We start from the raw sequence: 12,739 nt of genomic DNA on the forward strand, positions 1-12,739 counted from the left end.
CCGATGACGGGACTTTCAGCCTCCTTTGTACCGATAATGGCGGTGATGTCCGGTCAGGCGGAGCAGATGGAGGCTCAGCGCGCCTCGGTCGAGGATATGGAAGCGTCTTTGACCGCTCTGCTGGCAGGGGAAAAATTTGCCTGGATAAGTAACAAATATGCCGATTTTGGTCAGCAAACGGGCATGGGAGGACCGGATCCGGACGAAGAAGAGGCGGAAAAGGACGAAAAAGCAGCAGCCACCCCCCCTGCTCCGAATGATGCTTCCAAGTCTTCCAATTCCGAGCCATCCGAAAGCCCGGAACAACTGGAAATGGACTTTGACGGACTGGCCGCCGATGATGCCCTGATCGATGGCCGCCGCCGTCCCGGCGTTCAGAAAACACTGCCGGATCGGGTGACCCAGAACAATCCCGGTGCTATCAATGCCCCGCCACCGGAAGCCTTTCCGACCGACGAATTCCCGGTACCGGACCGCTGGCGGATCATGCAAAGCCTGTGTCCTGCCAAGGGCGGCGATGAATCCATCTATACTCTATTCGGTGCGTTGCGGAACAACTGCCACGGCACGCTCAACCCCTATAACCAGAATGTTCTGAAGGGTGACAAGCCGATCCCGGCCGACAAAAAACCGGGGTTTCTCAAGGGCGACGACTGGTTCTTCGTGGTCAACGCGATTTCCGACACCGTCGTCGAACCCCGCAGTTTTCCTATCCCCGTCGGCGTTCAAACCACCGAACGGTCAAACAGCATCGACGTATTCGGACGGTCCGGATCAGAAGTCTATGCCCAGACCTTCATCACCGGCGTTGCGCTGATCAAAGGATCGACCGCCTACAAGCCACCTGACGTGGAATATCGGCTGACTTTGGCTACACAGGTCAATCATGTTAACGTGCCGGAACGGCGGGTGCTGTTCGTCGAACCATCCAAATCCTCCCATCGCACCGACTGGTTTGTCGGCGTGCAGGAGGCGTTTTTCGATTATCATATCCGCAACACATCGGCGCGCTATGATTTTGATAGCTTCCGCATTGGCATTCAGCCGATGCAGGCGGATTTCCGCGGATTTCTGTTCCAGGACAACCAGCTCGGTTTCCGCCTCTTCGGAACCCGTGACAACAACAGGGTCCAGTATAATCTGGGGGCCTTTGTCCAACTGGAAAAAGACACCAATTCCGGTCTCAATGACATCACCCAGACCCCGCGCGAAAGCTATATTTTCTTCGCCAATCTCTACCGGCAGGATCTGCCCTTCGTCGGACTGACCAGCCAGTTCAGTGTCACCTATAATATGAATCGCGAAAAGTCCGATATCGAGATTGACGACAACGGCTTTCCTGTGCGTCCCGCTCTGATCGGCGACCTCAGAGGCCGGGCCTATGATGTCGTCTATCCCGGCTATGCCTTTGACGGACGGATCGGGCGGATCAATCTCACCGGACAAGTCTACGGAGCTTTTGGTGAAGACCGGAACAGCATCTTCACCAGCGAACCGGCGAAGATCGAAGCCTATTTCGGCGCGCTGGAAGCCAGCTATGATGTCGATTTCCTGCGCTTTCGCGCATCCGGCCTGTTCGCCAGTGGGGACGGAAATCCCTATAATAATACCGAAGCCGGCTTTGACGCTATATTCGAAAATCCAATTTTTGCCGGAGCCGACACCAGCTACTGGATCCGCCAGACGATCCCGTTTGCCGGCGGCGGGCGGGTAATTTCAATCAATGGTCGCAATGGTATCCTCAATTCGCTCCGTTCCTCCAAGGAACAGGGACAGAGCAATTTCAACAATCCCGGCACGATATTGGTGGGCGCTGGCGTCGATGCCGATCTGACGCCTGAATTCCGCCTTTCCGGTAACGCCAATCATCTGTGGTTCCATAAGACAGAGAGTCTCGAAGCCTTGCGCGTCGAAGGCTCAATTCCGAAGGACATCGGCTGGGACCTGTCGCTAGCTGCAATTTATCGCCCAAAAGCGACGCAAAATATGGTATTCCGATTGTCGGGTGCTGCATTGTTGCCGGGCAAAGGATTCAAGGATTTGTTCGACCAGACTGACAAACGCGACTTTCATTATTCAATTCTGCTCAACGCGATACTGGCTTTCTGATGCGCTGGCGGAACCTCTTGACCGGCAATAGCAAATTGATCCTCGCGGGACTGGGTGCCTTGGCCCTGACGGTCACCCCTGCCTCCCTGCTGCTCGCCGCAGGCAAGGAAAAGCCGCAAAAGGTCGATTACAGCTTCACGCCCCCTGCCCCGCAAAACCAGACCTGGGACGAGGCGCAAGCCAAGAGCAGTGGTTGCCAGTCCTGTCATACGGACAGCGACCAGAAGACCATGCACGAGACGCCGGCAGTGGTTCTAGGCTGTGTGGATTGTCATGGTGGTGATGCCTCGGTTGTTGGCGACAACAAATGGGGCAAGAACAGCCTTGCCTATATGGACGCGCTGACCAAGGCGCACGTCCTGCCCAAATATCCGGAAAGCTGGCACTGGCCCTCCTCCGCCAATCCCAAGCGCAGCTATGGATTGCTGAACAAGGAATCGCCGGAATTCGTCCGGTTCGTCAATCCGTCGGACTATCGGGTGGCGCGCGAATCCTGCGGTGCCTGTCATATGGAAATCATCGAGGCGTCGGAACGATCCCTGATGGCAACCGGCGCCATGCTCTGGGGCGGAGCCGCCTATAACAACGGCATTGTGCCGTTCAAAAATTACGTATTCGGCGAAGCCTACACCCGTGATGGCGAACCGGCGACGATCAAGTCGCCGGGCAATCCGCACGGCACGGTGACCGATGCCGAAAAGAAACGTGGCGCACTTCCAATTCTTTACCCCTTGCCGACATGGCACACGGTTCCCCCCGGAGATATTTTCCGTGTGTTCGAGCGCGGTGGCCGCAATATCAACACCCAGTTCCCCGAGATCGGCCTGCCTAATATCGGCGGCATCATCCAGCGGCTGGAAGAGCCCGGACGTCCCGATCTCAAGCAATCCAATCGCGGCCCCGGAACGGGCCTGCGGGTCGCTATTCCTGTGCTCAATATCCACAAGACCCGGCTCAACGATCCGTTCATGTGGTTCATGGGCACCAATGACCAGCCGGGCGACTATCGCCAGTCGGGCTGCGCTGGCTGCCACGTCGTCTACGCCAATGACCGCGAACCGCGGCACAGTTCGATCTGGGCTAAATATGGCCGCGACGGCCAGACGCAGACGGTGGACCCGACGATCCGCAATCTGAAAGAGGGCGAACATCGTTTCGGCAGCTTCGGCAGCTATGATGCATCACACGGCGCAAAAGACGGTCATGGGGGTGATACCGGCCATGGCGACGATCACGCCGCCGACATCGCTCCCGCGAAGCGCGAAAAAGGCCATCCGATCCAACATGCCTTCACCCGCGCCATTCCGACCGCCCAGTGCATGAACTGCCACATGCACCAGCCGAACATCTTTCTGAACAGCTATCTCGGCTACACGATGTGGGACTATGAATCCGACGCGCCTTACATGTGGCCCGGCCCGGACAACAAGACGCCCAAGCCCGACGGCATGAGCGACGAGGAGTATCAGAAGACCTACAAGCAGCAGAAATATCCCGATGCCGAGGAAGTCCGCAAGGTGCTCGACCGCAATCCGGAAGGCGCGTCACCCAAGGGACTTTGGGCCGATATTGATTTCCTGCGTAATGTTTATGATCTCAACAGCGAACTCAACGATACGCAATTTGCCGATTATCACGGCCATGGCTGGAACTTTCGCGCAGTCCTGAAACGCGACCGCGATGGTAATCTCCTGGATGCCGAAGGCAATCAGGCGACCTATGGCACTGATACCGATAATATCGTCGCCAATGATGATCCGGAAAAATTCCGCAAGGAAGGCGAAGGAAAATTCGTCGAACCCGGGACCAATCCTGGTAAATCAGTTCATATGATGAGCATCCATGCCGAAGTCGGCATGCAATGCGCCGATTGCCATTTTGCTCAGGATAGTCATGGCAACGGCCTGATCTACGGCGAAGTCGCCAATGCGGTCGAGATCAGTTGCAAGGATTGTCACGGCACCGCCGACGCCTATCCTACTCTGATGACCAGCAATCTGGCGGCGCGGCCAAAGGGCAAGAACCTGGGCCTGCTCCGCAACGCCAACGGAGAGCGCCGCTTCGAATGGTTCGAGGACTCCAATGGCAAGCGCGTGCTGGTCCAGCGGTCGATCATCGATCCCAAACTCAGCTGGCGGGTAAGCCTCGTCAAAAACAGCGTGGACCGTTCACACCCGGACTTCAATCTCAAGGCGGCGCGGGCGAAACTAATGTCCAAAAGCGGAGCAGAAACGGGTAAATTTTCGTTCGGTAGTGGCGTTGCCAAGGAGGATCGGGCGCATACAGACGACAATATGGTATGCTTCACCTGTCACCTTAGCTGGACAACAAGCTGCGGTGGATGCCACTTGCCGATCGAAGCCAACTGGCAGGCCGACAATCACAAATATGAAGGTGGCACTACCAGAAACTATGCGACCTATAATCCCCAGGTTGCCCGCGACCAGATGTTCCAGCTTGGCCGTCATCAAACCAGCAAGGGCAATATCATTGCTCCGGTTCGTTCGACTTCCGCGCTGATCCTGTCCTCGACCAACATCAACCGCGAAAGGATATACGTCCAGCAGCCACCGATTTCCGGCATCGGCTTCTCGTCGCAAGCTTTCGCGCCGCATTTCCCACATACCGTGCGCAAGACCGAAACCAAACAATGCTCGGATTGTCACGTCAGCGAAGCCAATGACAATAACGCTATTATGGCTCAGACGCTGCTGCAGGGTACGAATTTCGTTAACTTCATCGGCCTCCACGCCTGGGTAGGCCTTGAAAAAGGCTTTGAAGCAGTCAGGGTTACCGAATGGGATGAACCGCAAGCGGTTATCGGCTCTTACCTCCAGAAATATGCTTATCCCGATTATTGGCGGATGCATGTTGAAGACCATGACCGGGAGCTGATTGACTGGGTACGCGGAGAACGGCTCGACAAAAATTTGTCCGGCGAAACAAAGGCGCTCGAAGAGTTCAAGAATGTCATTCAGGGAACCAGTGATGCCGTTCGCTGCCTGCAACTGCGCGGTGAATATATGTTTGTTGCCGAGGGCAAAGGTGGTTTTCGCGCTTATGATGTCGCTTCCATCGGCAACAAGGGCTTTTCGGAACGTATCGTCAAAGCCCCCTTCTCGTCGCTTGGTCAGGATACGCACGTCGACACAAAAAACGCGACCTGTATGGCACTGGCGACCAACCAGCCGATCGCGCCGACGCGCAACACCAAGGAATTGCGTGAGATCAACGAGGAACAGGCTTTCCATCCAATCTATAATTATGCGGTAATTACCGATAGCGAAGAAGGCCTAATACTGGTCAATATCAACACTTTGGCGGACGGTGAATTCCGCAACAATTTCTTCAAACGCAGCCTGACCTGGAACGAAGATAGCGTGCTCGACGGAGCACGTCACATCACGCTTGCCGGGCACTATGCCTATATTACTACCGATGCAGGACTGACGGTGATTGATCTAGACAAGCCGCTGAAGCCCCGCCACGTCATAACCATTCCTTTGACCGACGCGCGGGCATCGGCGCTGCAGTTCCGCTATCTCTGGGTCACCGATGCCGATGGCGTAAAATTGTTCAACGTCACCGACATGGAACATCCGGTTGCGGTGCCGTCCGGAACAATCCCTCTGCGCAACGCCCGTCGACTCTATCTCGCGCGCACCTATGCCTATATCGCGGCCAAGGATGAAGGTCTGGTGATTGCCAATATAACCCGTCCCGAAACGCCGACGGTCTACCGGCGGGAAACATTTGGCGGCACAATGAACGATGCAGAGGATGTCATAGTCGGATCGACCAATGCAACCCTGTTTGCCTATGTCGCAGATGGACGCAACGGCCTGAAGGTAATCCAGTTGACCACGCCGGACAGTCAGAAGAACTTCTATGGTTTCTCACCGGCGCCTAAGCCGGAACTTATCGCCTTCGCGCGTACGCCCAAGCCGGCGCTCGCTTTGTCCAAGGGTCTCGATCGTGATCGGGCGGTAGATGAGACCGGTGGTCAGATGGCGGTCTTTGGCCGCCTCGGTTCTCGACCGTTTACCCGCAGCGAGATGCAGCGCTTCTACCTGAATAGCAAGGGTAAGCCGTATTTCGTCAAAGACGAGCCGGATATCGCAGACTGGATTGGTCCCGTTCCAGCGATGCTTGCCAAGCCTTAGAGATGAACGGGGGCCGGACTGTCCAAAGACGCCGACCCCCTGTCCCCCAATAAGCAACTAGGGGGAATTACAATTCCTGCGCGCTCGCGCGCAAGGCTTTGACTAGATTAGTGTATATGCAAAAAGGTCAGCAATTGCCGTCGATGGCACGACCTGCGAGAGCACCGACTGCTCCGCCGATAATCGTACCTTCGGTTTTATCACCGCGGCCAGCCACTTCGTTGCCCAACAATCCACCGGCTATCGCACCGATAATCGTTCCGCCAGTCCCGCGGTCGCATCCACGGTAACCCCGATCGCTATAAGATCGACGATCACGATAGCGGCGCTCATCCCGATAGTAACGGCGATCCCGATAGCGTTTGCCGCGATAAATGTCCCCGCGTCGATATTCGCGATATCCATCGTTACGGACTTGCTCATAGGTCGCGCCGTTATAATATCCGCCACGCGCTTCCGCTGGCGCAGCAAATGCCATTGTTGCAATAGCTGCGGTTGAAATCGCCAAACTTCCCAAAATCTTGTTGATCATATTCTTCACTCCAAAAGGGCTTATACGAACCCCGAATCAATTGCTGCCCTACATTTATCGTTCTAGGCGGTCATCGTTGACCAAAGACTGAATGACGGTTTTATCTCAGGTTCATTTTCAGTAAGATTTTTCTGAATAGATTGGTCGCAGACCGGCTGACTAGCTTTTTAACTGATTGCTGCATTCCCTCCTGTCCGATAGCCCGTAATAAAATGAGCGGAGAGAATGAACAATGCAGTCAAATGGGAAATTGAGCGGCAAGACAGCGGCTATCACAGGCGGCACGGCGGGTATCGGGCGCGGGATTGCCGAAGCGTTTCTGGCAGAGGGTGCCAATGTCGCCCTGATGGCCCGCAATCCGGACAAAGGTTGCGAAGTTGTCGCGCAACTTGATGTTGGCGACCGTGCCCTGTTCATTGCCGGCGACGTGATGGAGCAGGATCAGGTGGAAGGATTTATCGACCAGACCGTCGCCCATTTCGGCTCTATCGATATCCTCGTCAACAATGCCGGCGGCGCGGGCGATCTTGCACCACTGGTCGACCTGACCGACGAAGCCTTTGACCAGGCGATGAAGTGGAATATCTATTCTACCTTCTGGGCCACGCGCCGGGCGCTCAGGCCGATGATCGCCCAGCAATGGGGCCGGGTAATCAATATCAGCTCGACCGAAGGCAAGATGGGCAAGCCGACCTTTGCATCCTATACCACCGCCAAACATGGCATCAACGGCATGACCAAGGCGGTGGCGCAGGAAGTCGGCACTTCGGGCATCACAGTCAATTCAATCTGCCCCGGCCTGATCCTGACCGACCTGATCATGGAAAGCGGCCCCACTACTGCCGAAGGCATGGGCATGACCTTCGACGAGATGATCGCCATGTTCTCGCAGGAGAGCGCCCTCAAACGACCGGGCAAGGTCGAAGAGGTCGCCGCAATGGCGGTGCTCCTCGCTTCGGAAGCGGGCGCCGGGATTACCGGAGCCGCGCTGAGCGTTGACGGCGGCACCGCCCCCTATTGATCTGACGATCCCGACCGGAACGCGCCAAAACGCTCCGTTTCAGGGGAGCAGCTCTTTGCGCTTCCTGGCGACGTCCTTCATATCGGCCCAGGGATCGCCGGACTTTTTCCCAGCGTGAGCAACCGCTGCATCGGGCGCTGGCGCTACTTCAGCCGGCGGATCGGCGGCGACGCAATAGGCGGTGACCAGTACCATGGCTGACCACCAGAGCGCGTTGGAGCGACTGGCAAAGACTCGAGTGAGGCGCGGTCCGAACATGATTCTGGCGATAGCATTGCGATATTAACAACTCGTCGACCACCACCGCGAACACGAATGCCAAACATTAGTATATTTCCCCATTATTCAGTTTCAGTTCATGTGCTGCCACGGGGATAATATGGGTAACCCTTTGTTATTTATTGATTTTCCTAAACTGGCACGACCTGTGCAATGTTATTGGCATCTTCGCAAAACAGTTTGTGAAGCAGCCATTTAAACCAAAAAGGAACGCCAACATGACCAACACCAATATCCAGAACCAAATCGCCGCCGCTTTTGCCGCTGTTTTTGCAGCCGCTGTTTTTGTCAGCGCCAGCGTTGGTCCCGCCGTCAACAGTGCAGCCTCGCTGGTAGCATAGCCCAACCCCAAAGGATCCCTGACCATGCTCTCCCCCGAATTTCACAACCGCTTCGCCGCCGCCTTTGCCGCTTTCGTTTCGGCCACCATCCTGCTGGCCGCCTCGATCGGCCCTGGCGTCAACAACAGCGCAACTCTGGTGATCTGATCACCGGAGTTGCCGCTAGCGGCAGGCGCGCAGGAAAGTCACCAGCGCGTCGCCCGACCCCTTCAGATGAAGGGAGAATTTATTGCCGTTGAGATTGACGAAAGCGCGATTGCCCCGCGCCAGCGCCGGAAACAGCGAATGATTATTGGGCAAATAGAATTGCGGCATCACCAGATCCTGCCCCTCGATCTGCGTCGGCAACATCCGCGCCAACACGCCGATCGACGCGCCGTCGTCAACCCGGACGGTGAATCCGAACTGGTCTTCCGCGACCATCTCCCGCGGCGTCGCGATGATCATATTCGCGATCCGTACACTGCCATCATCAAGCTTTTCGCAACGCATGGTCCATAGCCGGTTATCGGTCTCCGGCACCATGAACGTCAGCATTGGTATTTTGCCGTCGCTTTCATTGTGCCAGACCATCCCAAAAACCTGGCCGGCATCCGGATAATCTTCGCGCGACGGGATCGTCGGCTTGGCCATTTCGCCGGCAGCAGCAGCGGATTGGGAAGCGTTGCCAGAAGATGCCACCAAAGCGAGCATGGCGGCGGCGGACAATGTGTATCTTTTCAACATGATACACGCTCTAACAGCAAGACGGGCCGACGGGTAGACAGAGATAGACTCATATTGGTTCTAATCTCCGCTCGCAGCGGTAGCCGCCGTGATGACCCCCGATGTTGCGCCTCAAAACAACCGCGCGCTTCAATCTCTTTTAACATTTCCTCCCTATTTTCCACCCGGTGAACACCATCCGCTGGCCCAGTTTCATCGCAATCACCGCGGCCCTGTGCGCCGCGCTGTTTCTGGCGATATTCCTCAGCGGCGGACCGAGGTCGACGACCGCTGCCGTCGGCATCGATCCAAACCGCGCCAGCTTCGGCATCTGCTTTGGCTCCGACCGCTATACTTGCGTCGTCGACGGCGACACGATCTGGTTCGAGGGTCGCAAGATCCGCGTCGCCGATATCAACACGCCGGAAATCTCCAGCCCCGGCTGCGCCTCCGAACGGCAGCTCGGCCAGAAAGCCAAGATGCGCCTGCAGGCTCTGCTCAATCAGGGCGCCTTCTCGCTCGAACCGATTGACCGCGACCAGGACCAATATGGCCGCGACCTGCGGATCATCACCCGTGATGGCAAAAGCCTCGGCGAGACATTGGTCGCCGAGGGCCTCGCCGAACGCTGGCAAGGCACGCGCCGCAACTGGTGCTAGGCCACCTGCCCCGCCTTGCGTGACAGCAACCAGGCAAGCGCGAACAACAGCATGAAAAGCCCGTCAACCATGGCGCCGACAAATACCGGCCCCGCCTCCACACGCCCCTGCGTATAGAGAATTGTCACCGGCAGAAAGAAGGACAGCTTTTCCAGTATCGAAATCGGAATCAGCGCGCGATAGCGGGCCGGGTCCGTCGCGATCAGGATGAAGATCAGCTGGAACACCAGCGCGATGCCGATAAAGCCGTAATAATATTCCGGTCGCGGGCCGGCTTCGCCGAATAGTCCGGGGACGAGCGCGAGAAAGCCCCAGGCGGCGGCGAGAGCGAAAATAATTCGGACAAATTTCATGGCGACTCCGGGTTGAACTTTACAAACTTTACAGTGTTAAAAGAAAAAATTCCCGCTCGCCCCAAAATCACGATTTTTCGCATTTTTTCAGAATGTTGAACAGATTTTGCAGCATCGTTTCTCATGGTCCGATCTGTAGCACAAGGCGGGCTTGTAGGACAGAGGCGCGGCCGAAAGATGCAGCCAGTATGGCAAATCCCGCGCGCCATGATATGGACCGGCCATGAAACAATATCGTCACATCGTCGGCTGGAGCGCGATCGTCGTCGCCGCGCTCAACTTTCTCCCCCTGCCCCTGCCCACGCTGCCGCCAATGTTGACTTCAGACATGGTTATGCAGCTGCCCGGCCTTGGCCCGGTGCTGATGATGCTGTCCCCAATGCTGCTGTTCGCCGCCGGTATCGGTCTGGTCAAGGGCTGGGACGGCGGGCGCAAGCTGTTTGTGGCCTGGGCGGTTGTTGGCGGATTGTCGGCGATCGCGGGGCTGGACTATGCGCCGGTCGAGGCGATGGTGGATTTGGCGGTGATCGGGGTGTCGCTGGCGGTGGTGCTGTGGGGGGATTGGCGGCGGCTGTTGCCGCGGTAAGGCAATTGCGTGCGTGCATATCATTTTTCCTCTCCCTTAGGGAGAGGCAACGAAGACTTAGCCGATAGGCTTAGTCGCAGTCGGTGAGGGGTTATGCGCTTGGCGAGGCTCAAACCCCTCACCGAGTTGCGCTAGTCAGACGAGCTGACAAGCTCCACTTGCCTCTCCCTAAGGGAGAGGAAAAAAACTCAACGCCTGCGATAGGGTTCGCAGGCGATGCCGTCATTGTCGCGATCCAGCGGCGACCGATAGCCGGGATCACCGCGATAGAGCGGCGCGGCGCCGGCGGCCCGGGCGGCAGAGCAATTGGGATAATAAGCGCGCGATGGCAGACTCTGGGCAAAGGCCTGCACCTGCTCCGCCTGCGCCGGTGTGGACAGGCTGCCCGGTTCGTAAAAATAGACCCCGCAGAATGTCAGCGCGACCAGCTGGATCATCGCGATATTCTGCAGCCGGCCGTTGAACGGCTGCTTGCGCGTCTTGTGCCGAAACAGCGCCCGCCCGGCATAGGCGCCCAAAGACCCGCCAAATAAAGCGAGCCTCAACAGAATCGCCTCCGAAACCCGCCACCGGAATTTTTCCGCCTGAATCTTGTCCCAGCCGAATAGCAGGAAGGTCCAGCCATTGATCAGGATGAAAGCCAGCAGGATGTTGGTCGCGGTCAACATGGCGCGAATTTACAGGATCATGCTTAAAGACCCGTAAAATGGGACTTTGACCGAAACGGCCAATCCTGCACCCGGAACCTCGTCATCCTGAACCTGTTCTAGGATCCCTCAAGATTCGCGCCCTGCCGGACCAGGTCCTGAGCCGAAGGCCAGCGAAGCTAAACGAGTTCAGGATGACGAAAGGGGATATATTATCCCCTTTCCCTAATTTACCGACACTTCAACCCGCCACGATCAATTTCGCGGCCCAAGAGCGCGCCGCCCGCGGCGCCTAATAATGTGCCGACGGTGCGGTCGCGGCCGCCGTCGAGTTCGCGGCCGACCAGAGCGCCGACAGCGCCGCCGATGATCAGACCGGTGGTGCCATTTTCGCGCCGGCAATGATAGCGCCCGTCCCTGCCCCGCCAGATCCGGTCATTGCGGCCGAGACGGCGCGGTTCATAATAGCGGCCATGTTTGTCATAGCGGTGCTTGTGCTTTTTCTTGGCATAGGCCGGCGCGGCGTCAAATACAGCGGCGGCGGGCACGACCAGCGAAGCGGCGGCAAGCGACATGAGGATATTACGCATGATGAAACTCCCTTTGTTTTGATTCTGAACCGGGTGTTACAATGGGCAAGATGAACCGTCTGTGATACGACGCACCCCCCGAAACGGGCCGTCGCACCGAAAACACGGCTTGCCCCCCGGTGTCCGGAACCCGGAACAAAGACGTCTCTGCTGCGTTGAAAGACCAACAGAAAGAGGAACATCATGACTGAAGAACGCAGCATCAACCAGTCCCAGCGCGATGACGCGCAAGCCCAGAAATTTGCCGAGAAGGCGCAGCAGCACACCAAGGCCAAGCGCGAGGATATCGCCGACAGCACGCACGGCGGCCACAGCGACCCGGCGCAGCTCATCCCCGACGATACGCAGGACACGGTCGATCATATGAAACAGATGGCCGAAAGCGGCCGCATCGAAGGCGGTGCCTTTGCCGGCGAGCGCAATGATGATGACGAGGAAAGCGACCTCGGCATTTTGGACAAGGCCGAGGATGACGCCCCGCTCAGCGAAAAGGGCGGCGCGGATTTTGGTAATAGTGGTTGAGGGTAATGAATTTCCTCTCCCACAGGGAGAGGCAAGTGGAACTTGCCAGCTTGCTGGCTAGTGGAACTCGGTGAGGGGTTTTGACCGCTGAAGGGCGAAACCCCTCACCGACTGCGACTAACCCCGGATTGCATCCGGGGAAGTCTTCGTTGCCTCTCCCTGTGGGAGAGGGTGAAAATGCATTCGTCATCCTGAATTTATTTCAGGATCCCTTCCGAGTGCGCGCGAACCT

At 57.1% G+C, this 12,739-nt stretch carries 14 protein-coding genes; 8 read left to right on the top strand and 6 right to left on the bottom strand.

Translation table 11 applies throughout. The features are described 5' to 3' along the window. Positions 1–3 precede the first annotated feature (3 nt). Positions 4–2,109, top strand: a complete 2,106-nt coding sequence (locus tag ACN0VD_RS03985; RefSeq protein ID WP_417591844.1) for a hypothetical protein — start codon at positions 4–6, stop codon at positions 2,107–2,109. Further along, positions 2,109–6,272 (top strand): hypothetical protein, encoded by a 4,164-nt coding sequence (locus ACN0VD_RS03990; RefSeq protein ID WP_417591846.1) that lies wholly within the window; start codon positions 2,109–2,111, stop codon positions 6,270–6,272. Before ACN0VD_RS03985 ends, ACN0VD_RS03990 begins: the two co-directional genes overlap by 1 nt. Positions 6,273–6,399: 127 nt before the next feature. Here ACN0VD_RS03990 and ACN0VD_RS03995 read toward each other — a convergent pair whose 3' ends face one another. Further along, positions 6,400–6,804 carry a glycine zipper 2TM domain-containing protein gene (locus ACN0VD_RS03995; protein ID WP_417591848.1) on the bottom strand — a complete coding sequence of 135 codons (405 nt, stop codon included), beginning with the start codon at positions 6,802–6,804 and terminating at the stop codon, positions 6,400–6,402. 232 nt (positions 6,805–7,036) lie between these two features. On the opposite strand from ACN0VD_RS03995, the gene ACN0VD_RS04000 reads away from it, so the two are divergent. Continuing rightward, positions 7,037–7,825 (top strand): SDR family NAD(P)-dependent oxidoreductase, encoded by a 789-nt coding sequence (locus ACN0VD_RS04000; RefSeq protein WP_417591850.1) that lies wholly within the window; start codon positions 7,037–7,039, stop codon positions 7,823–7,825. A gap of 39 nt (positions 7,826–7,864) precedes the next feature. Here the strand turns inward: ACN0VD_RS04000 and ACN0VD_RS04005 are convergent, their stop codons facing one another. Next, on the bottom strand, positions 7,865–8,083 hold the full coding sequence (locus ACN0VD_RS04005) for a hypothetical protein (protein ID WP_417591852.1): 219 nt from the start codon (positions 8,081–8,083) through the stop codon (positions 7,865–7,867). A 239-nt stretch (positions 8,084–8,322) separates the two neighbouring features. On the opposite strand from ACN0VD_RS04005, the gene ACN0VD_RS04010 reads away from it, so the two are divergent. Then, positions 8,323–8,445, top strand: a complete 123-nt coding sequence (locus ACN0VD_RS04010) for a hypothetical protein (protein ID WP_417591854.1) — start codon at positions 8,323–8,325, stop codon at positions 8,443–8,445. 24 nt (positions 8,446–8,469) lie between these two features. Next, complete coding sequence (locus tag ACN0VD_RS04015; RefSeq protein ID WP_417591856.1) at positions 8,470–8,592, top strand: hypothetical protein; 123 nt, start codon at positions 8,470–8,472, stop codon at positions 8,590–8,592. 15 nt (positions 8,593–8,607) lie between these two features. Here ACN0VD_RS04015 and ACN0VD_RS04020 read toward each other — a convergent pair whose 3' ends face one another. Next, positions 8,608–9,171 carry a hypothetical protein gene (locus ACN0VD_RS04020; RefSeq protein WP_417591858.1) on the bottom strand — a complete coding sequence of 188 codons (564 nt, stop codon included), beginning with the start codon at positions 9,169–9,171 and terminating at the stop codon, positions 8,608–8,610. Between the two features lie 167 nt (positions 9,172–9,338). On the opposite strand from ACN0VD_RS04020, the gene ACN0VD_RS04025 reads away from it, so the two are divergent. Further along, positions 9,339–9,809, top strand: a complete 471-nt coding sequence (locus tag ACN0VD_RS04025) for a thermonuclease family protein (RefSeq protein WP_417591860.1) — start codon at positions 9,339–9,341, stop codon at positions 9,807–9,809. Here the strand turns inward: ACN0VD_RS04025 and ACN0VD_RS04030 are convergent. Continuing rightward, positions 9,806–10,162 carry a hypothetical protein gene (locus tag ACN0VD_RS04030; protein ID WP_417591862.1) on the bottom strand — a complete coding sequence of 119 codons (357 nt, stop codon included), beginning with the start codon at positions 10,160–10,162 and terminating at the stop codon, positions 9,806–9,808. The two genes, ACN0VD_RS04025 and ACN0VD_RS04030, sit on opposite strands and share 4 nt — an antisense overlap. A gap of 223 nt (positions 10,163–10,385) precedes the next feature. Between ACN0VD_RS04030 and ACN0VD_RS04035 the strand changes: the two genes are divergently transcribed. Next, positions 10,386–10,748: a hypothetical protein gene (locus tag ACN0VD_RS04035; RefSeq protein WP_417591864.1), complete on the top strand. Its 363-nt coding sequence runs from the start codon at positions 10,386–10,388 to the stop codon at positions 10,746–10,748. 188 nt (positions 10,749–10,936) lie between these two features. Here the strand turns inward: ACN0VD_RS04035 and ACN0VD_RS04040 are convergent, their stop codons facing one another. Both ACN0VD_RS04040 and ACN0VD_RS04045 read right to left on the bottom strand, forming a co-directional pair. Next, complete coding sequence (locus ACN0VD_RS04040) at positions 10,937–11,416, bottom strand: DUF1294 domain-containing protein (RefSeq protein ID WP_417591866.1); 480 nt, start codon at positions 11,414–11,416, stop codon at positions 10,937–10,939. A 209-nt stretch (positions 11,417–11,625) separates the two neighbouring features. Further along, positions 11,626–11,985 carry a glycine zipper 2TM domain-containing protein gene (locus ACN0VD_RS04045; RefSeq protein WP_417591868.1) on the bottom strand — a complete coding sequence of 120 codons (360 nt, stop codon included), beginning with the start codon at positions 11,983–11,985 and terminating at the stop codon, positions 11,626–11,628. A gap of 183 nt (positions 11,986–12,168) precedes the next feature. Here ACN0VD_RS04045 and ACN0VD_RS04050 point away from each other — a divergent pair, with 183 nt between their 5' ends. Continuing rightward, entirely contained in the window at positions 12,169–12,507 is a 339-nt protein-coding gene (locus ACN0VD_RS04050; protein WP_417591870.1) for a hypothetical protein, read from the top strand. Positions 12,508–12,739: the final 232 nt, after the last annotated feature.

It is taken from the genome of Parasphingorhabdus sp. (assembly GCF_048267785.1).
Taxonomy (GTDB): Bacteria; Pseudomonadota; Alphaproteobacteria; order Sphingomonadales; family Sphingomonadaceae; genus Parasphingorhabdus.

Coding starts and splice junctions, on each gene's coding strand:
- ACN0VD_RS03985 (WP_417591844.1), top strand. CDS start 4: ATGACGGGACTTTCAGCCTCCTTTGTACCGATAATGGCGGTGATGTCC.
- ACN0VD_RS03990 (WP_417591846.1), top strand. CDS start 2,109: ATGCGCTGGCGGAACCTCTTGACCGGCAATAGCAAATTGATCCTCGCG.
- ACN0VD_RS03995 (WP_417591848.1), bottom strand. CDS start 6,804: ATGATCAACAAGATTTTGGGAAGTTTGGCGATTTCAACCGCAGCTATT.
- ACN0VD_RS04000 (WP_417591850.1), top strand. CDS start 7,037: ATGCAGTCAAATGGGAAATTGAGCGGCAAGACAGCGGCTATCACAGGC.
- ACN0VD_RS04005 (WP_417591852.1), bottom strand. CDS start 8,083: ATGTTCGGACCGCGCCTCACTCGAGTCTTTGCCAGTCGCTCCAACGCG.
- ACN0VD_RS04010 (WP_417591854.1), top strand. CDS start 8,323: ATGACCAACACCAATATCCAGAACCAAATCGCCGCCGCTTTTGCCGCT.
- ACN0VD_RS04015 (WP_417591856.1), top strand. CDS start 8,470: ATGCTCTCCCCCGAATTTCACAACCGCTTCGCCGCCGCCTTTGCCGCT.
- ACN0VD_RS04020 (WP_417591858.1), bottom strand. CDS start 9,171: ATGTTGAAAAGATACACATTGTCCGCCGCCGCCATGCTCGCTTTGGTG.
- ACN0VD_RS04030 (WP_417591862.1), bottom strand. CDS start 10,162: ATGAAATTTGTCCGAATTATTTTCGCTCTCGCCGCCGCCTGGGGCTTT.
- ACN0VD_RS04035 (WP_417591864.1), top strand. CDS start 10,386: ATGAAACAATATCGTCACATCGTCGGCTGGAGCGCGATCGTCGTCGCC.
- ACN0VD_RS04040 (WP_417591866.1), bottom strand. CDS start 11,416: ATGTTGACCGCGACCAACATCCTGCTGGCTTTCATCCTGATCAATGGC.
- ACN0VD_RS04045 (WP_417591868.1), bottom strand. CDS start 11,985: ATGCGTAATATCCTCATGTCGCTTGCCGCCGCTTCGCTGGTCGTGCCC.
- ACN0VD_RS04050 (WP_417591870.1), top strand. CDS start 12,169: ATGACTGAAGAACGCAGCATCAACCAGTCCCAGCGCGATGACGCGCAA.